We start from the raw sequence: 21,259 nt of genomic DNA, 5'->3' as shown, positions 1-21,259 counted from the left end.
GCCACCTCTCCCCCGCTAAGCGGGGAGGTGGCCGCGAAGCGGCCGGAGAGGGGGCTCTTCGCGAGCGGCGCGTCGAGGAAAAGTGAAGCTCCCTTGAACGATTGGAAAGCGTCAAGGCCCCCTCTCCGTCTCGGCTTCGCCGACACACCTCTCCCCCACTTTCGCGGGGGCGAGGAACCTAGGTTCTGCGAAATCCGCTCCTTTAATCGGCGGTTCCGGCGTCGTGTTTAGGCGCGGGCTTCGATCTCGGAGGCGCCGACCGCGGGCAGAGCTGGGTCATCGACCGCAGCGGCAATGACGCTATCGAGCAGCCCCGGAAAGCGGGCATCGAGATCGTCGCGGCGCAGCGTGATCAGCCGGCTGGTGCCGACCACCTCGGTGCGGGTGACGCCGGCCTCGCGCAGCTTGGCCAAATGATAGCTGAGATTGGTCTTCGAGCCGAGATCGAGGAATTGGCTGCAATTCAGCGGCACGCCTTCCTTGCTGGCGAGATAGCGCACGATGGCCAGCCGCGTCGGATCGCCGAGCACGGCAAGCACGTTCGGCAGGCTGATCTGTTCGGCGGTGGGATGGGGCAGCGTCATGCCGGAGACCTAAGCGCAATCAAGGTCGATTTCAACGTATCTCCTCCCTACCGGATGCCCGCAGTTTCAATCCCTAGACACCTGTCCTGACATAGAGCTGTCAGGAGGGTTCCGCTATTCTCGGGTCGCTTCATTGACATCATGCCCCATTATGTACAATTGTTCAACGAATTTTGAACTAAGGGCTTCACCATGGATAAGCGCCTCATCTGGCTTGCGCTCGGGTCGTTCACGATCGCGACCGAAGGCTTCGTCATCTCCAGCCTGCTGCCCGACATCGCGGGCGATGCCGGCATCTCGGTCCCGCTTGCCGGCACACTGATCACCGCCTTTGCGCTCGCCTATGCGCTCGGCACGCCGATCCTGGCGACGCTCACCGGCGAATGGGACCGGCGGCGCGTCATCTTGTGGACGCTGGTGTTTTTCGTGCTGGGCAATCTGGCGGCGGCGCTCAGTTCCTCGTTCGAACTGCTGCTGATCGCGCGCATCGTCATGGCGTTGTCGTCCGGCCTGTTCGCGGCGACGGCGCAAGCCACGGCCGTAGCGCTTGTCGATGATCATCACCGCGCCCGCGCCATTGCCGTCGTTGTCGGCGGCACTACGGTGGCGGTGGCGGTCGGCGCGCCGCTCGGCGCACTTGTCGCGACCGTTGCCGGCTGGCGCGGCACGTTCTTTGCCATCGCCGGGCTCGGCGCACTGGCCGGCGCAATCCTGTGGTACCGGCTGCCGCGCGGCATCGTCGGTACCAAACTGCCGCTCGGGCAGCGGCTGGCCGCAACGCTTCGCCCCGGCGTGCCATCGATCCTGCTGACCACGCTGCTGGCGCTCACCGGCGCCTTCACGGTCTTTGCCTTTGTCGCGCCGCTCGCCATCGAAGGCGGCGGCTTGAGCCCGATCGCGCTGCCCGGCATGCTGCTTGCTTTCGGCGTCGGCGCCGTCATTGGCAACATTGCCGGCGGGCAGGCCGCTGACCGCTTCGGAGCGACGCGCACCGTCAGCTGGTCGCTGGCGCTCAGTGCGGTTATGCTGGTCATGCTTTCGGTCATCCCGGCACTCCTGCCACACAGCATCGCCGGGCCGGCGCTGATGGCCATGATGGTGCCGTGGGGTATCGTCGGCTGGGCCTTCCCGCCGGCGCAGGCCAGCCGCATCATCAGGCTGGCGCCCGACGCAGCACCCATCGTGCTGTCGCTCAACGGTTCGGCGCTCTACTCGGGGTAGCGCTGGGTGCCGTCGTTGGCGGCGCGGTGCTGCGCTTTGGCGCGCCAGCCGATCTCGGCGTGGTCGCGGCGGTGTTCCCGATCCTGGGTCTTGGCGTCATGCTGGCCGGCCACCGGGCGGCGCGGGCGATTGCCATGCCGGCGGAGTAAGGTCTGTTGCAAAACCCGGTCGTCGGCCGCCTTAGGCTGATGGCGCGGCCGGCGGCACATTACGCCGCCTGAACATCGGGCATCTAAGCTGGCTGCCACATCGGAATGATCGAGGCGGCGAGCAGCAGGCCGAGCATGGCGTTGAGCACGCGCCACTGCCGCTCGGTTCTAAGCAACCGGGCGAGCAGCGTGCCCGCCACGCACCAAGCCGACAGCGACACCGCCGCCGCGACGCCGAAGACCGCGCCGAGCAAAAGGGCAAGCTGCAGCGGTCCGTCGGCGAGCGCGGCAAAAGATGCCGCCGCCCCCAGCCCCATGGTCCAACCCTTGGGGTTCATCCATTGCAGACCGGCGCCGCCGAAAAAGCTGTTCGGCTTGGCCATGGTCACGTCCAGTTCGGGTGGGCCGCTGCGGCCGATCTTGAAGGCGAGCCAGATCAGATAGAGCGACCCGGCTATTTTCATCGCCAGCTGCAGGGACGGAGCCGCCGCCAACAGGCCGGCGAGCCCGGCAGCACCTGCCGCGGCCACTGTGGCCAGGCCGGTCGCACTTCCGGCCATCAGCGGGACAGAGCGGCGAAAGCCGAACTGCGCCCCGGACGCCGTCGACAAGGTCGTGGCCATGCCGGGCGTGGAGGTCGAGACCAGCGCAAACAGGACAAGCGGAAAGATGGTCTCAAGCATGTTGTTTTCTCGGTTGAAACCAGCATGCTAAGCATGGGGATGTATCAGTAAATGCAATGTTTGTCATAGTTGGCATTAGAGAATATAATGCCAACTATGATCCGCAATCTCGACACGGCCCTGATCCGCACCTTTGTTACTGTCGCCGACAAGGCCAGCATGACCGCAGCGGCGAATGCGCTGCATCTGACGCAGGGCGCCGTCAGCCAGCAGATCAGACGGCTGGAGGAGGTTCTCGGCTGCAGCCTGTTCGAGCGCGAGCGGCGCGGGCTGAGACTGACCCGTTCCGGCGAACGACTGTTCGGCAAGGGCAAGCGCCTGCTCTCCCTGAATGACGAGATCTGGGCCGATATGGTTGCCAGTGCGGTTGCGGGTGAGGTGCGGCTCGGCGTACCGTATGATCTGGTTGGCACCGTGCTTGCGCCGGCGTTGAAGACCTACGCCGAAACCTATCCGCAAGTCGAGATTTCGCTGGTCTGCGCCTCGTCGCCGGAGCTTGCGGCGGCATTGGCATCTGGCACGATAGACCTTGCCGTGATCGAGGAACCGGTCGGTCCGTCCGCCGGCGAATGTCTCGCCATCGACCGGCTGGTCTGGGTCGGCGCCAGAGGCGGTGTCGCTCGCCGCAAGCGGCCTTTGCCGGTTTCGATGGTGGCCGATACCTGCGCGTTCCGCCCGGCGGTGCTAGCGGCGCTCAGCGAGCATGGGTTGGAATGGCGGACCGTGTTCGAGAACGGCAACCTCGATGCGACGACAGCGACGGTGCGCTCGGATCTGGCCGTCACCACCTGGCTGGCCTCCACCGTGCCTGCCGACCTCGATATTCTGTCTGGCGATCCGGAGCTGCCGGCCTTGACGAATTTCTCGATCAATTTGCACCTGCCGAAGCATGGTATCGGTCCCGCCGCGCGGGAATTTGCCGCGTGCATCCGCGACGGGCTGGCGCGGCGGCAGCAGGCGGCGTGATCGGCAAATGGCAAAGGGACGGCCGGTGTCCGGCCATCCCTTGTTGTTAGCGCTGTGCGGTCGTCTACTTCCAGGTCCGGCGCCTCTCGATCTCGGCTTCGGACGGCGGTTGCTGGGCGAAGGACCCAGTCTTGACCTCACCGGCGCGTTGATAGGTGGCCATAATGACACCGGTGGTCGATGCCTGTGAGCGGTTCAGCTTGAAAGCCGCCGGGATTGCGCCGCTGCCAAACAGCCGCTTCCCTTTGCCCAGCACCAGCGGGAAAGTCAGCAGGCTGATCTCGTCGATCAAGTCATTGGCGAGCAAGGTCTGGATGAGTTCGCTCGATCCCTGGATGAGCAGGTCCGGTCCGTCCTCCTGCTTGAGCTGGCGCAGTGCGGCCACGACGTCGTCGCCGAGCCACTGGCTGTTTTGCCACGACAGCGTATCGGGCCGGTGGGTGGCCACATATTTGGTGGCGGCGTTGAAGCTGTCGGCGATCGGACCGCTCTTCTGGTACGGCCAATGCGCGGCGAAGATGTCGTAGGTCTTGCGGCCGAGGAGCAGCGCGAACGGTTTTGCGAAGGTCTCACCAATAAAGGCCCCCCCGACGTCGTCCCAGTAATGGAACGTCCAGCCACCGAATTCGAAGCCGCCGACCGGGTCTTCTTCCGGCCCGCCAGGCGCCTGCATGACGCCGTCGAGGCTGACGAACGTCGCAGTGATGATCTTCCTCATTGGATTCTCCCTTTTCACAATCCGTGCCGTTGCGGCCGGATTTCGGCCAAAGGACGTGCGAGCGGACGCCTGTGCGACAGGGCCGGAAAAAACTTCCAGCGCTCCAGCCGGCGACGGGCAAGCATCGGACGCCTCGCCTCGGCGACGTCACGGCGACCGCGTGCCGCCAACGTCTTGCGACGAGAACCAGACATCGCCGATGACGGCGGTGGCGGTGGCGTCCGGTGCCTTATCGGCCGTCAGCCAGATTGAGCGGCTGCGTGCCGCCTTGTCACGGTCGATTTTTGTCGCGGGGCCTGCGGACGAGGCGCCGATGCAAGGGATGAACCATGACCGCATGAACGGGTCGCAGGCAAAACCCTGTTCGGTGCGGCTTACCATCACCGCGAGGCCGACGCGCTCGGCCGGACGCCACGGAAAGACCATGCGGGCGCCGGGCTTCAGCGCCTTCAGCCACTCGGCCGTTGGTGCTGCAACGCCGGCATTGACATAGATGATGTCGGACGGTGGCGGGCTGCCGATGACCGCATCGCCATGGATGACGGTCACATTGCCATAGGTTTCGAGGTTCTTTCTCGCGCGGTCGGCGAGACTGGATTCCAGTTCGAAGGCGGTGACTGCGCCGCCAGGCAAAACCAGCTGTGCCAGCAGAGCTGTGTAGTAGCCGGTGCCGGCGCCGACATGGGTGACCGTCTCGCCGGGCTTTGGCGCCACCTTGCCGATCCACATGGCATGCAGGAACGGCTCGCCATTGTTGATGCCCTTGTCGGCGTCGAGCGCCACCAGCACGTTCTGATAGATGTGAACAGGATCGGCGCTCGGCGTTTCGACCTTGCCGTTGCCGGCGACGACCGTCCACGGCCCAGGTCCGAGAAAGGCTTCGCGCGGCACCGCGCCGAATACGTCTTCGAGACGCGGATCGGCCGGACCTGCATTGGCAGCCATCAGTCGCGCATAAAAGCGGCGCACATCGGCGAGATCGGTCATGGCATCAAGATAGCGCAGACTGCCGGTTTGTCGCGTCGATGCCGAGGGCAACGAGCACCATGTCAGCGCCGAGACGCTTGAAGTGTTTCGCAAGGCAGTGATGGCGACACGCTAAGTCTAGCGCCATTGCCGACAGTCCTGCCGGAACCGCCGCGTTGCCGCTGCGTTTGAGATCGTGCCAGCAATTGGCGCGAGACCGAGGAGGATACCATGGGCGTTGAACAGGCACCGACAGCGAAGGGCAAGCAAGCGGCCCAGGGATTGAAGCAAGCTGCGGCGAAGGACGAACGCAAGACGGAAGCGGAAACCGGCCGCCCGCTCAAAAAGGGCGCAGCCCGCTTCGACGAGCGTTCGAAAAGCTCGGACGGCAAGAGCGCGGGTACCAAGCAGAAGATCTGAGCACAACGGCCAAGTCCAAGACCAAAAACGGCGTCGGCAGGGCTCTCAGCCGCGGGTGTCGTGCACCGACTGACCCCAGAGCCGGCGGCCCGTCATGCGAAAAATACTGTGACTTGGCGCAACCATTGAGATAATTGTTTGTTGGGTCGGATCGGGCCATGAGATCGGCCAAGTACCGATACGTGCATCGCGGGGAGTTGCCATGCTCTGGAAGGGTCGTCGTCAGAGTGACAATGTCGAAGACCAACGCGGCCAGGGCGGCGGGTTCGACCTGCCGCGCGGTGGGGCCGGCCGGTTCCGCATCCCGGTCGGCGGACGCTCCGGCGGCGGAATGTCGCTGTCGACCATCATCATTCTCGTGGTCCTCTATTTCGGGCTGAAGGCCTTCGGCATCGACCCGCTGCAGATACTGGCCGGCGGCGGTGGCGGCTTGGCGCCTGGCGGCGGCGGTCAGATCACCGACAACAGCGGCGGCACCGGTGCGCCGGCCTCCGACGAGATGAAGCAGTTCGTCTCGACGGTGCTGGCCGAGACCGAGGACACCTGGACCGGCATTTTCCAGGCCGAGGGCCTGACCTATAAGGATCCGAAGCTGGTGCTGTTCAGCGGCCAGATCCGCTCGGCCTGCGGCTCCGCCTCGTCTGCGGCCGGACCGTTCTACTGTCCCGGCGACCGCAAGGTCTATCTTGACACCACCTTCTTCGAGCAGCTCGACAAGCAATTCGGCGCCTCGGGCGATTTCGCCCAAGCCTATGTGATCGCGCATGAGGTCGGCCACCATGTCCAAAACCTCACCGGCATCCTGCCCAAGTTCAACCAGATGCGGCAGCAAATGGGCGAGGCCGAGGCCAACCACATGTCGGTGCAGGTCGAGCTTCAGGCGGATTGCTTCGCCGGCGTCTGGGCGCATTTCACCGGGCAGAAGGGAATCCTGGAGCAGGGCGACATGGAGGAGGCGCTGAACGCCGCCCAGCAGATCGGCGACGACACGATGCAGAAGAAGATGCAGGGCTATGTCGTGCCGGAGAGCTTCAACCATGGCACCTCGCAGCAGCGACAGACATGGCTGGCGCGCGGCTACAGGAGCGGCAAGCTCTCGGATTGCGATACGTTCAACACCCCGATCTGAGGTGTTCGGACTCCCGTTGAAGTGGCGTTGAAGGCCGCGGCGATGCAGCCGCACTCCTGTCGGCAGTTGATGTCAGGATGAAATTCCTGGCCTGTTCCCTTATTGTTCTGTGTGGCTGACTCGCCTATAACGAGCCCTTCCGCCTTCGCTCGGAGGCGGCTCCAGGAGTCGATACCGTCATGATCGAAGCCAAAACCGCCAGGCGGGGCCTTGCGCTTGTTTTCACCACGCTGCTGCTCGATATCACCGGCATCGGCATCATCATGCCGGTGCTGCCGGCCTATCTGCAGGAGCTGACCGGCGTCGGCGTCAGCGAAGCGGCGATCGAGGGCGGCTGGCTGTTCTTCGTCTACGCGGCCATGCAGTTCCTGTTCGCGCCGTTGGTCGGCAATCTCAGCGACCGCTTCGGGCGCCGTCCGATCCTGCTGGCCTCGGTGCTGACCTTCGCCGTCGACAATCTGATCTGCGCGGTGGCCTGGTCCTATTGGGTCCTGTTCATCGGCCGGGTGCTGGCTGGCATCAGCGGCGCCAGCTATTCGACCGCCTCCGCCTTCATCGCCGATGTCAGCACCGACGAGAACAGGGCGAAGAATTTCGGCCTGCTCGGCATAGCCTTCGGTGTCGGTTTCATCATCGGCCCGGTGCTGGGCGGGTTGCTTGGCGAATTCGGGCCGCGCGTGCCGTTTTGGGGCGCGGCGGTGCTTGCTCTCATCAACTTCATCGTCGGCTGGTTCTTCCTGCCGGAAACGCTGGAGCAGCATCACCGGCGCCGCTTCGAATGGCGCCGCGCCAATCCTCTCGGCGCCCTCAAGCAGATGCGCAACTATAAGGGGATCGGCTGGATCGGGCTGGTGTTCTTCCTGATGACGCTCGGTCACATGATGTACCCTGCCGTGTGGTCGTTCGTTGGCAGTTACCGCTACGGCTGGAGCGAACAGCAGATCGGCTTCTCGCTCGGCGTGTTCGGCCTTGGCGGGGCGCTGGTGATGGGTTTTGTCCTGCCGCGCGTCATCCCGCGGCTCGGCGAATGGCGGACCGCTGCCATCGGCCTTGCTTTTACCGCGCTCGCCGCCTTCGGCTATGCCGCGGCTTGGAAGGGCTGGATGATCTATGCGGTGATCGTGGCGACCTGCCTCGAGGCGCTGGCCGACCCGCCGCTGCGGAGCCTGGCGGCGGCCAAGGTGCCGCCCTCGGCGCAAGGCGAATTGCAAGGTGCGATGACGAGCGTGTTTTCGATCACCAGCATCATCACGCCGTTGCTTTATACGGGAATCTTCGCCTGGTTCACCGGGCCGAGCGCGCCGGTGGTGTTCGGCGGCGCGCCCTTTGTGCTCGGCGGTATTTTTCTTGCTCTGTCGCTGATCGCATTCGTGCTCAGGGTCGAAAGACCGGCCGCGGTGAAAGACGTCACGACGGCGACGGTGCGAACCTGAATCAGGCGCGCTCCGCCAGCGCCGGCTCACCGCGCTTTTCGCGGATGAGATTGACGAAGCGGCGGAACAGATAGTGCGAATCCTGCGGGCCGGGCGAGGCTTCGGGATGATGCTGGACCGAGAAGACCGGCCTTCCTGTCAGCGTGATGCCGCAGTTCGAGCCGTCGAACAGCGAGACATGGGTTTCTTCGACGCCGCTCGGCAACGAGTCGGCATCAACGGCAAAGCCGTGATTCATTGAGACGATCTCGACCTTGCCGGTGGTGTGATCCTTGACCGGATGGTTGGCGCCGTGATGGCCTTGATGCATTTTGGCGGTCTTGCCGCCCAGCGCCAGCGCCAGCATCTGGTGGCCGAGGCAGATCCCAAAGACCGGGATGTCGGTCTTCAGCAGATCCTGGATGACCGGAACGGCATAGTCGCCGGTGGCTTCCGGATCACCGGGACCGTTGGAGAGAAAGATGCCGTCGGGCCGCATGGCGAGGATCTCCTCGGCGCCGGTGTTGGCCGGTACCACGGTGACCTTGGCGCCAAGGCCGGCAAGCAGGCGCAATATGTTGCGCTTGACGCCATAGTCGATGGCGACGACATGCATGGACGGATCGATCTGTTCGCCAAAGCCCTCGTCCCAGATCCAGGGCGTCTCGCGCCAGACCGAAGACTGGCCGGAAGTAACGTCCTTGGCCAGATCAAGCCCGATCAGGCCGGACCAGGCGGCGGCGCGGCGCTTCAGGTCGTCGATGTCGAAGACGCCGTCGGGCGCATGCGCGATGACGGCGTTGGGCATGCCCTTTTCACGGATCAGCGCGGTCAGCGCGCGGGTGTCGATGCCCGAAAGCGCGACGATGCCGCGTTTCTTCAGCCATTGGTCGAGACCAGCTGCGGCGCGGTAGCTGGACGGATTGGTGACGTCAGCCTTCAACACGGCGCCGGCGGCGCCCGCCCGCGCGACTGGGTTGAGATCCTCGATGTCCTCGTCATTGGTGCCGATATTGCCAATATGCGGAAAGGTGAAGGTGACGATCTGGCCGGCATAGGACGGGTCGGTGAGGATTTCCTGGTAGCCTGTCAGCGCGGTGTTGAAGCAAACTTCGGCGACGGCGGAGCCGGTAGCGCCAAGGCCGCGGCCCTCGATGACGGTGCCGTCGGCCAGCACCAGCAAGGCCGTCGGCTTCTCGGTGGCCCAAGGGGGGGTCGACGGGGCGGTCATCGTTGCCATGGCGGCACTCCTAAAAGGCTGCGCCCTTCAATCGGTCCGGCGGACCACTCTGCGCAGCAAACCGCGCGCAGCGGCGATTTCGCAGCCAGCGCGCGCAACAAAAATTCAGTTCATGCAAGGCTCAGTACATAAGATAAGGCGCCAGAGCGGTCAATGAGGCCATGCCGAACGGCATGGATTTATTTCATTGAACGATATCAGGCATTTGCCGGTCAGTACCGAATTTGCCTTGGGCTTTGGGCACGGCTATTGTCCGCACCGATCGAAGGAGAAAGCATCATGCGCAGCAAAATCGCTGAATCCCTGAAGAGTGCGATGAAGGCGCAGGACAAGCGCCGGCTGCCGACATTGCGGCTGATTCAGGCGGCCATTCATGACCGCGACATCGCCAATCGCGGCGCCGGCAAGGAGCCGGCCAGCGACGACGAGATCCTGCAGATCCTGGCCAAGATGGTGAAGCAGCGCGAAGAGTCGGCCAAGGCTTTCGACGACGGCAAGCGGCCGGAGCTTGCCGCGCAGGAGCGCGACGAGATGGCCATCATCCGCGACTTCCTGCCGATGCAACTGGGCCGGGCCGAGACCGAAACGGCGATCCGCGCCGCCATCGCCGAGACCGGCGCCAGCGGCGTTAAGGACATGGGCAAGGTGATGACCGTGCTCAAGGAGAAATACGCCGGCCAGATGGATTTCTCCAAGGCGAGCGGCATCGTCAAAGGACTGCTGACGTAGGGGTTTTCCCTGCTGCAGCGATGCTTACAAGGCCTCGAAAAAGGCGACCGCGAGCAGCCTGGCCGGCTGTGGATGATCCTCAAGCGCTTTTTGGTTTTTTCTGAGAGCGGGCGGTAGATCGCACCGACATGTTCAGTGCCACGGCGGCGCGTATGAGTGCCTTCAACGCCTCTTCATCGATCTTGTCGCCCTGATGGAAATCGATGGCGCGTCTGGTGTTGCCTTCGAGGCTGGAGTTGAAGAGACCTGCAGGGTCCTCCAACGAGGCGCCTTTGGCGAAGGTCATCTTCACGACATTCTTGTACGTTTCACCGGTGCAGACAATTCCGGCGTGCTCCCACACCGGAACCCCTCTCCACTTCCACTCCTCGACCACTTCGGGGTCGGCCTGCTTGATGAGGGTTCGGACCCGAGCGAGCATCTCGCCCCGCCAGTCGCTCAGTTCGTTGATTCTCGCATCTATAGACTGAGAGGGAGTGTCTCCTCCTGCTCCTTCCTTCGAGCCGCTCTTCTTCATGGCTGTTGTCGCTTTGGTCATGATTGGTCCCAGTGGCTTTGTGAACGTTCGGCGTCCGGCGTCTCACGACGGCATCGATGCGGCGAGCCGTTTGCCGCTCCGGCGCGGGCGACAGACTCTCGACGTCGAGCAGGAACCTTCGTCCCTCCAGACCCGTTTTGCAACGAGGATCATACGAAAATGGAGCTTCGATTTGGCGGCGCGTTTGTTGAATATTGTCGGCGCCGCCACCAGCGCCGGCGCCTATTCGCCGGGGCAGGAACAAGCCCCCTCGGCCTTTCGGCGACATGGGCTCGCAGAGGCGCTCGCGAGCCGAGGCAGAACCATCAGGGATCACGGCGATGTTGCATCGTTCAGATGGCGACCGGATCCCTTGCGGCCGCAGGCCATGAACCTGGAGGCCGTGTGCCAGGCCTGTGACTTGGTCGCAAGCCACGTGGCGACGGCGATCGCAGCGCAAGAGGACGTGCTTGTTTTAGGCGGTGATTGTACTGTGGAGCTGGGAACGGTCGCCGGGGCGAACGCGGCCGGTGCGCGGATCGGACTCGTCTACATAGACTTCGACGCCGATCTCAACACACCTGATACGAGCGACGGCGCCTTGGACTGGACCGGCGTCGCTCATCTGCTCGATATTCCCGAGTGCGAGCCTTCGCTCGCGAAGCTCGGCCCAACCCGTCCGATGCTCGTGCCTCAGCAGCTTCTCTATTTCGGCGTCGAGAACATCACTCCGCCCGAAGCCGCCGCGATAAGAGATAACGCGATCAAGATCATATCGCGTGAGGAAGCTTTGAGTGATATCGAGGCAGCGGCGGAGCGCGCGGCCGAATGGGCGGCGCGCTTTGACTGCGTGCTTGTTCACTTCGACGTCGATGTACTCTCCTTTATCGATTTTCCGATTGCTGAGAATGTGCGCCGTTGCGACGGTCTCAAACTAGAGCAGGCCGCCTTCGTACTAAAGCAGCTGACCGGCCTGCCGCAATGGCGCGGCCTGACCATCACAGAGGTCAATCCGGCCCATGCGCCAGACGAGTCCGCCGCGTTCGCACGCTTGAATGAGGTGCTTGCAGACGCCCTTGGGTAACTCGCGATGCATCTCACATTCGTTCGCCGGGCAATTGGCTGGCTTGCTTCACCCAAGCGGCAAACTGAGCCTCGTCGAGCTGGTCCTCATAAACGTCCAGGTAGCGCACTTCCTTGTGCTTGGACTCGCCGGGAAGAACAGGACGCAGCGACGTGCCTCGGAAGAAGGTCACTTTGACGTAGCGAGTGAAGACATGAAACGACAGGAACCAGCCCTGGCCCTCGTTGCCGTAAAACGGCGAGTTCCATTTGACTGCCTTGTGCACGCCGGGGACGGTGCGCATGATGATCGCGTCGAGACGGCGCCCGACGTCGCTTTTCCAGCCCGGCATGGCCGCGATGTAGGCCTGCACGGGAGCGTCGCCTTCGCCCTTCGCGATCTGGGGGTTGCTGCCTGCGAGGAGCGTCGGCTTCGCGGCCGTGCCGGACTGCGGCTTCGGTGCCGCCTTGCGCGGTTTGGTCGTCTTCCTAGCGACCCGCTCGGCGGCGGCCTTCGCCGACTTCTCGGACGTGTGGTCGGCCAATTAAATCCTCCAAGTGGCAATCGATGATACTTGATTCTAGAAAGCCGCCCGTGAAGATCAACTTCGGAATCCTGTTAATCCCCGCCATCCAATAAGCACACAGGTGGAGGCTTCTCCTCCAAAGGGCAGGCGTCGCGGAGGCGACCCGCATGCCTGCCGGCGCAGCACTCTATTCGGCTGCGGCCGGCAGCGGCGGCGTCGTGTTGCGGCGCCATCCCCAGATATGCGAGGCAAGCGCGACTGCCACGGCGACCAGCATGGCTATGGCGCCAACCACCGGCAGGCTGCGATAGCCATACCCGGCATTGAGCATGGCGGCACCGAGCGAGGCGGCCAGCGCGATGCCGACATTGAAGCCGGCCGGGATGAGCGATGAGGCGAGGTTGGAGGCATCCGCCGTCCAGGTCAGGATACGGGTCTGGATCGGCGTGCCGATGGCAAAGCTGAGACCGCCCCAGACAGTGATCGCCACGACCATCGGCACCGGGTACGGGCTGACGGCGTAAATGACGGCAAGTGTCACCGCCTGCATGAAAAGCATGGTGATGAGCGATGGCATCAGTTTCCAGTCGGCGAGCCGCCCGCCAAGAAAGACGCCGATCGTCGCGCCGACCCCGTTGAGCAGGAGTACCCAGGGCACCAGATCCTCGTCGAGGCCGGTGATTTCAAGCAGCGTCGGCGTGATGTAGGTGAATAGGCCGAACTGGCCGATCATCAGCATCAGCATGAGGATCAGCGACGTCCAGACCTGCTGGCGTGCAAGCACGCGAACCTCGCTGCCAAAACTGACGGACTGGCGCGACGAACCCGTCTTGCGCGGTAGCAGGGCGCTCATGGCGGCGATAGACACCACACCAAGCGCGCACATCACCCAGAATGTCGCGCGCCACCCCCAGATATTGCCGATCGCCGTGCCGGCCGGCACGCCGATGACATTGGAGACGGTGAGGCCCGACAGGATGAGCGCAACGGCCATTCCACGCTGGTCCCGGCGGACGAGGCCGACCGCCACCACCATCGCGACGCCAAAATAGGCGCCGTGCGCCACGGCCACCGCAATCCGCAGCAGCAACAGGGAGGCGAAGTCGGGTGCAAGGGCGCAGGCGGCCTGGCCGATGGTGAAGGCTCCGGCAAGGCCGAGCAGCAAGGCCTTGCGGGAAATCGTCTTGGTGGCGAGCGTCAATAGCGGTCCGCCGATCGCGATGCCGCCGGCATAGCCGGAGACGAGGTAGCCGGCGGTTGGGATGGAGACGCCGAGGCCATCCGCCACCTGCGGCAACACGCCGGCGATGACAAACTCGGTGGTGCCGAATGCGAATGCAGCGATGAACAGGGCGATGAGGGGAAGCATGGCGCTGGAAGGCGATCCTTGAATGAGATGGCCTCAAATCACGAACGAGAGCCGCCAGCAATCCAGAAATTGTCGACGCCGCTTTAGGTTTTCTTGATCGGTTCAGCCAGGCTCCGGCCGCATCCGGCAAGCGCTAGATGGTCGTCCTCCTCCCATAGGGAATTTTCAGCCACGCCCGCTCGTGAAAATAATAGAGCAGCGACTTGGTGATGACCTCGGTCAGGCCAATGGCTGCAGCGAGCTTGATGCTGCCTGTCACGACGAGCGAATGATTATCGTGTCGACGGTGCCGGTGACGCGCCAGGAAAGCGCCTTGGCGAAACTGCGCGAGTGGGTATCCATCGACTTTTCTCCCGGCGGATTTGAACCGATCCTTGGAGCGCTTTGGTAGAACCCAAACCGCTCCAGGTGTTTGTTGACGCATTTTGTCGAACGCCAAACGAAGACGCTTGGCTGCAAAATGCTCTAGCCGACAGACGGGAGGATGAGCAAAGACTAATTTTCGCGCGCTGGCTCTAGGAAATTCCTGCGCTGATGTTCGGGGCAATTGGCTTTCCGCCTGAAGCCCCAGCCTATCCCGCCTTCAGTCGCGAGCCGGTGAGCAGGCCGCGTTCTTCGAGCACGGGGTAAGCCATCGAGGCGAGCAGCGAGTTGATCTGCTTCAAGTCGCGGATGGTGTCGAGATGGATGGAGCTGGTCTCGACGCTCTTGGCGGTGCCGTCGCGCAGCCGTACGAAATGGCTGGCGCTGGTCTCCTTCTCGCGGTCGCGCAGCCGGTCCTTTTCCAGGACCAACTGGCGGGCGGTCTCCGGATCGCGTGAGACCAGCACGTTGAAGGCAAGCCGCGCGTTGGCGAGCACCGAAGCGTGGAAGGCACAAAGCTCACGCCAGCCCTCGGGCGTGAACTCCAGCCCGCGCTCGAGCTTCTTCCTGACATGCACCAGCATGTTGCGCACGATGATGTCGCCGACCTGTTCGAGCTTAACGCAGGCGCCGATCAGCTCCTGGCAGCGCAGCGCCTCGTCTTCGCTCAACGGGTTTTTGGTGACCTTGGCCAGATAGAGCTTTATCGCTGCGTGCTTCTTGTCGACGCGGTCGTCGAGCGCGGCCAGCGCCTTGATCTTGTCGGCGTCGGCGCTCTCATAGAGCTCGATGATGCGCTTCAGCATGATCTCGACCGTCTCGCAGACCCGCACCACCTCACGGGTCGCGTTGGCCAGCGCCTGGCTCGGCACATCCAGCGCGCTGTCGTTGAGCGCGGACAGCTCGACGACGTCGAGCGCTTCGGCCGGCGCCGGTTTGGTGCCGAGCGCCACGAACTTTTCCGAAACGCGGTAGACGAGGCCGGCCAGCGGCAGGCCGGCAACCAGGATCAGAATGTTGAAGAGGATATGCGCGTTGACGATCTGGTCGGGCACGGTAGGGCCGAGAAAGGCGACCGGCGGCTTCAACCACAGGAACAGGATCAGCATGGCCAGAGAGCCCATGCCACGCATCAGGAGATTGCCGATCGGTACGACACGCACACCCGGGTCTGCATTGCGGGTGAGCAGCGGCGCGATTATCGACGAGCCCAGATTGACGCCGAGCACCAGCACAATGCCGAGTTCGGGCGGGATGAAGCCGCGGCCGGCGAGCGTCACCATCAGCAGCACCGCGGCGATCGAGGAATGGAACAGCCAGGTGACCAGCGCCGCCAGCAGATAGGCGGTGACCGGGTCGCCGGAAAAGTAATCGACGATGACCGGCATCAGCGTGCTCTGGCGCAGCGGCTCCGATGCCTGGCCGATCATCTCCAGCGACAATACCAGCAGGCCGATGCCGACCAGGATGCGGCCGAACTGGCGCCAGTCGCGCCGCTCGGTGGCCATGAACATGACAGTGCCGGCGACAAGACAGATCGGCACCAGCAGCGACAGGTCGAAGGTGAGCAGCTTGACCACCAGCGCCGAGCCGATCTCGGCGCCGCGCACGGCAAGCTGGCCCGAAATGCCGCTGACGATGCCGGCGCCGGCGAAGGAGCCGACCAGCAAGGTGACGGCGGTGGAGCTTTGCAGCGCGATCGCCAGGCCGCAGCCGGCCAGAACCGCCATGAAGGGATTGCGCATGGTGGCGCGCAGCTTGTGGCGCAGCACATCGCCATACGCGCGCTCGACGCCGGTCTTCACCAAGCGGGTGGCAAACAGCATCAGCGCCACCGCGCCGGCAAGATGCAGCAAAACGACCGAACCACTCATTTCAGGCTCGCATTCCGACAGGCGTCAGCGATGCGAGCACCCATGACGGCGAAGAGGCAAAAGAGGGGGCGAATCAAGGACATTGCAAGGGTCGATACTACTACGATTAATTTTAGCCGGATAATAAATTTTGCCCAATTCGGCCGGCTGTTGGTGCGCGACAGGGCGTGTCGGAAATGGATGGATCGCAAAATGGTTGCATTGCCGGCCGGCTTCCGGATGACCGCGCGGTCAAGTGCCGACGACCCCTTCAGATCCGGTTTGAGCGAAGCGTTGAATTAGCTATTCTAAATATATGAAATCATTACAAAAACGTAACCCGCGTGTTCAGTTTCGGTTCATTCTTCGGGCTCTACTGCTTGGGCATCGACAACCAAGGAGTACTCCCGTCATGAAACGCATCATTCTTTCCGCAGTCGCCCTCTCGATGCTGGCTGCCACGTCCCTGCAGGGCCAGGCAGCGCCGCTGAACGCACCGAACGCGCCGCAGTCGACCTACAGCCAGGTCGACTGGAAGAGGGCGGACAGGCACGTGAAGAAGCGCGTCGTGGTGAAGAAGAAAGTCGTCGTGAAGAGGAACCATTGGCGCAACGGCCAGAAATATTCGAGCTGGAAGCGCCACCAGCCGATCCGCGACTATCGCCACTACGGCCTGCGTCGTCCGGGCCGTGGCCAGGAATGGATCCGCGTCGGCAACGACTATCTCTTGGTCAGCGTCGTCTCCGGCATCATTTTCGGCGCGATCGCCGCGCACTGACTGTCGAAACGTCGACCGGCTATGCCGGAATAGGAAAGAAGGCGGCCCGCAACGGCCGTCTTCTTGTGCGCTGTGAAAACCGGGTATGGTCCGCATTAGGAGTCGTCGGGTTTCGCCGGCGTGATTATATGGAGGACAAACGAGCCGTTCCCGATGCGCTTTCCACCTGCCTTCCTCGACGAGATACGCGACCGCGTGCCGATTTCATCGGTGATCGGCCAGCGCGTTGCGTGGGACAGGAAGAAGACCAACGCGCCGCGCGGCGATTATTGGACGTGCTGTCCCTTCCATGGCGAGAAGAGCCCGTCGTTCCATTGCGAGGACAAGAAGGGCCGCTACCATTGCTTCGGCTGCTCGGTTTCGGGCGATCACTTCAAGTTCCTCACCGAACTCGACGGGATGAGCTTTCCCGAAGCAGTCGAGAAGATCGCCGACATGGCCGGCGTGCCGATGCCGGTTCGCGATGCCCAGGAGGAACGGCGCGAAAAGGAACGCGCCAGCCTGACCGAAATCATGGAAATGGCGACTGCCTTCTTCCAGGAGCGGCTGCAGGGACCGGAAGGCGCAAAAGCCCGCGCCTATCTGCGCGACCGCGGGCTGACACCGGCGACGCAGCAGTCGTTCCGGCTCGGCTATGCGCCCGACAGCCGCAATGCGCTGAAGGAGCATCTTGCCGCCAAGGGCGTGCCCAAGGCCGATATCGAGGCGTGCGGGCTGGTGCGCCATGGCGACGACGTTCCGGTTTCCTACGATTGGTTCCGCGACCGCATCATGTTCCCGATCCCGGATTCCAGAGGCAAGATCATCGCCTTTGGCGGCCGGGCGCTGGCCGCTGATGCGCTCGCCAAATACATGAATTCGCCCGACACCGAGCTCTTCCACAAGGGCAATGTGCTCTACAACTTCGCCCGTGCGCGCCAAGCGCTGGGAAAGGGGGCGCTGGCAAAGGGGGCGCTGGCCAAGGGCGGCACGGTCATCGCCGTCGAGGGCTATATGGACGTGATTGCGCTGGCGCAGGCCGGGTTCGAGAATGTCGTGGCGCCGCTCGGCACCGCGCTGACCGAAAACCAGCTCGAACTCCTGTGGCGCATGGCCGGCGAGCCGGTGCTGTGCTTCGATGGCGACCAGGCCGGACTGAAGGCGGCATGGCGCGCCGCCGACATGGCGCTGCCGGCGGTCCAGGCAGGCCGCTCGGTGCGCTTTGCGCTTCTGCCCGAAGGCAAGGATCCCGACGATCTGGTCAAGGCCGAAGGGCCGGACGCGTTTCGCGCCGTGCTTTCCGAGGCGCGGCCGCTGGCCGACCTTTTGTGGATGCGCGAAACGGCCGGCGGCATCTTCGACACGCCGGAGCGACGGGCGGAACTGGAAAAGACGCTGCGTGAACTGACCAGCCGCATCCGTGACGAGAGCCTGCGCTACCACTACCAACAGGAAATGCGCGAGCGGGTGCTAAGCTTTTTCGGCACCCAGCGCGGCGCGCGCCAAGGCTATCAAGGGGGGCGCCAAGATGGGCGGCCCGGCGGGCGCTTTCAGGGCAAGGGCTCAGCTCCTGGCGGACAGTTCGCACGCGGCGGCAACGCCGGCGGACGCACCGCGATCACCGAAAGCCTTGGCCGCTCGGCGCTTGTCAAGCGCGGCAGCGAGGGGATGTCGGTGCGCGAGGCGACGATCATCGCAGCTCTTGTCAATCACCCGACGCTGATCGACGAGAATTTCGCACATGTCGAGTTCCTCGACCTCGCCAACAGCGATCTGAAGCGATTGCATGCGGCCATTCTCGATGCGATGGCGCATGACATGGCCAACGACCGCAACGCGGTGATCGCGACGATCGAACGGGCCGGCTGCGGCGAGATCTGGGCGCGCGTGGTGGCGCTGATAAAACGGGCGCGGCAATGGCCGGCGCTGGAAACAGCCGGACTTGACGATGCCCGCGACGCCTTCAGCCAGGCGCTCCACTTGCAGCGCAGCGCGCGCACCTTACATAAGGAGCTGAAACAGGCGGAAGCGGCGCTCGCCAGCGATCCCACGGACGAAAACTACCGGCATCTCGTCGAGATCCAGGCGCAATTTCGTGACGTGCAGGCAACGGAAGCGCTGATCGAAGGGTTCGGCGTGTCTTCGGGCAGGGCCGGCCGGGTGTAGGTCGAAGCTTACGAAAGAGTGAAAGTGCAGAACCGTGCTTGCGCGTCGAATCAGCCGCGGCGCTTTAAGTCGGGTAATTGATTCGCTTTTTTCATGCGAATCATGCGAGAGGCGCTTGACCTTCTGGCAGAATGACGGAATCAGGACGATTCGAAACGTTAACCCGTACCGGCGTCGACGGGAAATGCAGCGATGTGAGGTACCGGTCACTGGACAGGCAGTCAGCCTGCCACAGATACCAGGGTTAATCTGGACTTAACGAGAGATGCAGTTACTGGCCCGGGGAAGCGCGTTCTAGAGCGAGCGCATCTGATTTAACCGGCACGGCAGCTTACGCGGCTTGATACTTGGCCGCTTGGAGAAAATAAAGAATGGCGACAAAAGAAAAGGAAGAGGTCGAGACCGAACGTGAAGGCGCCACCGACGGCCCTCTGCTCGACCTTTCCGACGATGCTGTCAAGAAGATGATCAAGGCCGCCAAGAAGCGCGGCTATGTCACCATGGACGAACTGAATTCGGTGCTGCCCTCGGAGGAAGTGACCTCCGAGCAGATCGAGGACACGATGGCCATGCTCTCCGACATGGGCATCAACGTGGTCGAGGACGACGAGCAGGGCGAGGAGCCCGAAGCCGCCGACGCGGCTGCCGACGCCGAGGAAGACGCCAACGAACTGGCCGAGCAGACCGGTACCGCCGTTGCCGCGACGACCACCAAGAAAGAGCCGACCGATCGCACCGACGATCCGGTTCGCATGTATCTGCGCGAAATGGGCTCGGTCGAGCTTCTGTCGCGCGAAGGCGAAATCGCGATTGCCAAGCGCATCGAGGCCGGCCGCGAGACGATGATCGCGGGCCTGTGCGAAAGCCCACTGACCTTCCAGGCCATCATCATCTGGCGTGACGAGCTCAACGAATCGAAGATCCTGTTGCGCGAGATCATCGACCTCGAAGCGACTTATGCCGGACCGGAGGCCAAGCAGGCGCCGGTGGTCGAGCGGATCGAGGAAGCCAAGACCGAGGAAAAGCCGCGCCGTTCGCGCGAGGACGAGGACGACATCACCAATGTCGGCGCTGACACGCGCGGTCTGACTGATGACGACGAGGAAGACGAGGACGAAGCGAGCCTGTCGCTGGCGGCGATGGAAGCGGAGCTGCGCCCGCAGGTGATGGAGACGCTCGACGTCATCGCCGACACCTATAAGAAATTGCGCAAGCTGCAGGACCAGCAGGTCGAGAACCGGCTGGCTGCCGCCGGCACGCTGTCGCCCAGCCAGGACCGCCGGCTGAAGGAGCTGAAGGACCAGCTGATCAAGGCGGTGAAGTCGCTGTCCCTGAACACAGCGCGCATTGAGGCATTGGTCGAGCAGCTCTACGACATCAACAAGCGCCTGGTGCAGAACGAAGGCAAGCTGTTGCGGCTGGCCGAAAGCTATGGCGTGCGCCGCGAGGAATTCCTGAAGGAATACCAGGGCTCGGAACTCGATCCCAACTGGACGCGCTCGATCGGCAATCTGACCTCGCGCGGCTGGAAAGAATTCACCAAGAACGAGAAGGACGCGATCCGCGACCTGCGCGCCGAGATCCAGAACCTCGCCACCGAAACGGCGATCTCGATCCTGGAATTCCGCAAGATCGTCAACCAGGTGCAGAAGGGCGAGCGCGAAGCCGCGATCGCCAAGAAGGAAATGGTGGAAGCCAATCTGCGCCTCGTCATTTCCATCGCCAAGAAATACACCAATCGCGGCCTGCAATTCCTCGACCTGATTCAGGAAGGCAATATCGGCCTGATGAAGGCGGTCGACAAATTCGAATACCGCCGCGGCTATAAGTTCTCGACCTATGCGACGTGGTGGATCCGGCAAGCGATCACCCGCTCGATCGCCGACCAGGCGCGTACCATCCGCATTCCGGTGCACATGATCGAGACGATCAACAAGATCGTGCGTACCTCGCGCCAGATGCTGCACGAGATCGGCCGCGAGCCGACGCCGGAGGAACTGGCGGAAAAGCTCGCCATGCCGCTGGAAAAAGTGCGCAAGGTGCTGAAGATCGCCAAGGAGCCGATTTCGCTCGAAACGCCGGTCGGCGACGAGGAGGATTCGCATCTCGGCGATTTCATCGAGGACAAGATGGCGATCCTGCCGATCGACGCGGCGATCCAGGCCAATCTGCGCGAAACGACGACGCGGGTGCTTGCTTCGCTCACCCCGCGCGAAGAGCGCGTGCTCAGAATGCGTTTCGGCATCGGCATGAACACCGATCACACGCTGGAGGAGGTCGGCCAGCAGTTCTCGGTCACCCGCGAGCGCATCCGCCAGATCGAAGCCAAGGCGCTGCGCAAGCTCAAGCACCCGAGCCGCTCGCGCAAGCTGCGGAGCTTCCTCGACAGCTGATGCCGGGTAACGGACAGGCAATTTAAAGGGCGCTG

The 21,259-nt window shown here is 63.3% G+C and carries 19 protein-coding genes and 2 pseudogenes; 11 read left to right on the top strand and 10 right to left on the bottom strand.

Annotation, left to right across the window (positions count from 1 at the left end; all coding sequences use genetic code 11):
* Window positions 1–227: 227 nt before the first annotated feature.
* Window positions 228–584 (bottom strand): ArsR/SmtB family transcription factor, encoded by a 357-nt coding sequence (locus NKH36_RS14745; RefSeq protein WP_352959325.1) that lies wholly within the window; start codon window positions 582–584, stop codon window positions 228–230.
* Between the two features lie 192 nt (window positions 585–776).
* Here NKH36_RS14745 and NKH36_RS14740 point away from each other — a divergent pair.
* A pseudogene (locus NKH36_RS14740) lies at window positions 777–1,954 on the top strand (MFS transporter).
* 83 nt (window positions 1,955–2,037) lie between these two features.
* Here the strand turns inward: NKH36_RS14740 and NKH36_RS14735 are convergent.
* Window positions 2,038–2,637, bottom strand: coding sequence for a LysE family translocator (locus tag NKH36_RS14735; protein WP_352959323.1), 600 nt, complete (start codon window positions 2,635–2,637; stop codon window positions 2,038–2,040).
* 96 nt (window positions 2,638–2,733) lie between these two features.
* Here NKH36_RS14735 and NKH36_RS14730 point away from each other — a divergent pair, with 96 nt between their 5' ends.
* Window positions 2,734–3,603, top strand: a complete 870-nt coding sequence (locus NKH36_RS14730) for a LysR family transcriptional regulator (protein ID WP_352959334.1) — start codon at window positions 2,734–2,736, stop codon at window positions 3,601–3,603.
* Window positions 3,604–3,667: 64 nt separating this feature from the next.
* Here NKH36_RS14730 and NKH36_RS14725 read toward each other — a convergent pair whose 3' ends face one another.
* Entirely contained in the window at window positions 3,668–4,321 is a 654-nt protein-coding gene (locus tag NKH36_RS14725) for a dihydrofolate reductase family protein (protein WP_352959322.1), read from the bottom strand.
* Window positions 4,322–4,468: 147 nt separating this feature from the next.
* The gene (locus tag NKH36_RS14720; RefSeq protein WP_352959320.1) at window positions 4,469–5,308 is read right to left on the bottom strand and encodes a protein-L-isoaspartate O-methyltransferase family protein; all 840 of its coding nucleotides are present in this window, start codon (window positions 5,306–5,308) and stop codon (window positions 4,469–4,471) included.
* Window positions 5,309–5,339: 31 nt separating this feature from the next.
* On the opposite strand from NKH36_RS14720, the pseudogene NKH36_RS14715 reads away from it, so the two are divergent.
* The 4 genes and pseudogenes from NKH36_RS14715 to NKH36_RS14700 form a co-directional block, all read left to right on the top strand.
* Window positions 5,340–5,423: pseudogene (locus NKH36_RS14715) on the top strand (manganese-binding transcriptional regulator MntR); the annotation flags it as partial.
* Between the two features lie 95 nt (window positions 5,424–5,518).
* Complete coding sequence (locus NKH36_RS14710) at window positions 5,519–5,707, top strand: hypothetical protein (protein WP_352954845.1); 189 nt, start codon at window positions 5,519–5,521, stop codon at window positions 5,705–5,707.
* A 202-nt stretch (window positions 5,708–5,909) separates the two neighbouring features.
* Window positions 5,910–6,836 (top strand): KPN_02809 family neutral zinc metallopeptidase, encoded by a 927-nt coding sequence (ypfJ, locus tag NKH36_RS14705; protein WP_352959318.1) that lies wholly within the window; start codon window positions 5,910–5,912, stop codon window positions 6,834–6,836.
* 179 nt (window positions 6,837–7,015) lie between these two features.
* Window positions 7,016–8,269, top strand: a complete 1,254-nt coding sequence (locus tag NKH36_RS14700; RefSeq protein WP_352959317.1) for a TCR/Tet family MFS transporter — start codon at window positions 7,016–7,018, stop codon at window positions 8,267–8,269.
* 1 nt (window position 8,270) lies between these two features.
* On the opposite strand, the gene carA is transcribed toward NKH36_RS14700, so the two are convergent.
* On the bottom strand, window positions 8,271–9,488 hold the full coding sequence (gene carA, locus NKH36_RS14695; RefSeq protein WP_352959315.1) for a glutamine-hydrolyzing carbamoyl-phosphate synthase small subunit: 1,218 nt from the start codon (window positions 9,486–9,488) through the stop codon (window positions 8,271–8,273).
* Between the two features lie 279 nt (window positions 9,489–9,767).
* Here carA and NKH36_RS14690 point away from each other — a divergent pair, with 279 nt between their 5' ends.
* Window positions 9,768–10,217 carry a GatB/YqeY domain-containing protein gene (locus NKH36_RS14690; protein ID WP_352959313.1) on the top strand — a complete coding sequence of 150 codons (450 nt, stop codon included), beginning with the start codon at window positions 9,768–9,770 and terminating at the stop codon, window positions 10,215–10,217.
* A gap of 79 nt (window positions 10,218–10,296) precedes the next feature.
* Here the strand turns inward: NKH36_RS14690 and NKH36_RS14685 are convergent, their stop codons facing one another.
* Window positions 10,297–10,755, bottom strand: coding sequence for a DUF1801 domain-containing protein (locus NKH36_RS14685; RefSeq protein ID WP_352959312.1), 459 nt, complete (start codon window positions 10,753–10,755; stop codon window positions 10,297–10,299).
* Between NKH36_RS14685 and NKH36_RS14680 the strand changes: the two genes are divergently transcribed.
* Window positions 10,733–11,818 carry an arginase family protein gene (locus NKH36_RS14680; RefSeq protein ID WP_352959310.1) on the top strand — a complete coding sequence of 362 codons (1,086 nt, stop codon included), beginning with the start codon at window positions 10,733–10,735 and terminating at the stop codon, window positions 11,816–11,818. The genes NKH36_RS14685 and NKH36_RS14680 overlap by 23 nt on opposite strands.
* A 13-nt stretch (window positions 11,819–11,831) precedes the next feature.
* Here the strand turns inward: NKH36_RS14680 and NKH36_RS14675 are convergent, their stop codons facing one another.
* The 4 genes from NKH36_RS14675 to NKH36_RS14660 form a co-directional block, all read right to left on the bottom strand.
* Window positions 11,832–12,341: a DUF1801 domain-containing protein gene (locus tag NKH36_RS14675; protein WP_352959309.1), complete on the bottom strand. Its 510-nt coding sequence runs from the start codon at window positions 12,339–12,341 to the stop codon at window positions 11,832–11,834.
* Between the two features lie 169 nt (window positions 12,342–12,510).
* Window positions 12,511–13,692, bottom strand: coding sequence for an MFS transporter (locus NKH36_RS14670; RefSeq protein ID WP_352959307.1), 1,182 nt, complete (start codon window positions 13,690–13,692; stop codon window positions 12,511–12,513).
* 133 nt (window positions 13,693–13,825) lie between these two features.
* Window positions 13,826–14,131: a DUF2061 domain-containing protein gene (locus tag NKH36_RS14665; RefSeq protein WP_352959306.1), complete on the bottom strand. Its 306-nt coding sequence runs from the start codon at window positions 14,129–14,131 to the stop codon at window positions 13,826–13,828.
* 133 nt (window positions 14,132–14,264) lie between these two features.
* Window positions 14,265–15,929 carry a Na/Pi cotransporter family protein gene (locus tag NKH36_RS14660; RefSeq protein ID WP_352962854.1) on the bottom strand — a complete coding sequence of 555 codons (1,665 nt, stop codon included), beginning with the start codon at window positions 15,927–15,929 and terminating at the stop codon, window positions 14,265–14,267.
* Between the two features lie 391 nt (window positions 15,930–16,320).
* Here NKH36_RS14660 and NKH36_RS14655 point away from each other — a divergent pair, with 391 nt between their 5' ends.
* From NKH36_RS14655 to rpoD, 3 genes are all read left to right on the top strand, one after another.
* The gene (locus NKH36_RS14655; RefSeq protein WP_352959303.1) at window positions 16,321–16,686 is read left to right on the top strand and encodes an RcnB family protein; all 366 of its coding nucleotides are present in this window, start codon (window positions 16,321–16,323) and stop codon (window positions 16,684–16,686) included.
* Window positions 16,687–16,839: 153 nt separating this feature from the next.
* On the top strand, window positions 16,840–18,831 hold the full coding sequence (gene dnaG / locus NKH36_RS14650) for a DNA primase (RefSeq protein ID WP_352959301.1): 1,992 nt from the start codon (window positions 16,840–16,842) through the stop codon (window positions 18,829–18,831).
* A gap of 371 nt (window positions 18,832–19,202) precedes the next feature.
* Window positions 19,203–21,224 carry an RNA polymerase sigma factor RpoD gene (gene rpoD / locus NKH36_RS14645; protein ID WP_095488943.1) on the top strand — a complete coding sequence of 674 codons (2,022 nt, stop codon included), beginning with the start codon at window positions 19,203–19,205 and terminating at the stop codon, window positions 21,222–21,224.
* Window positions 21,225–21,259: the final 35 nt, after the last annotated feature.

It is taken from the genome of Mesorhizobium sp. M1312, assembly GCF_040318115.1.
GTDB lineage: Bacteria > Pseudomonadota > Alphaproteobacteria > Rhizobiales > Rhizobiaceae > Mesorhizobium.
The sequence above is the reverse complement of the archived record's forward strand: the minus strand, read 5'-3'. Positions and strand labels throughout refer to the sequence as shown.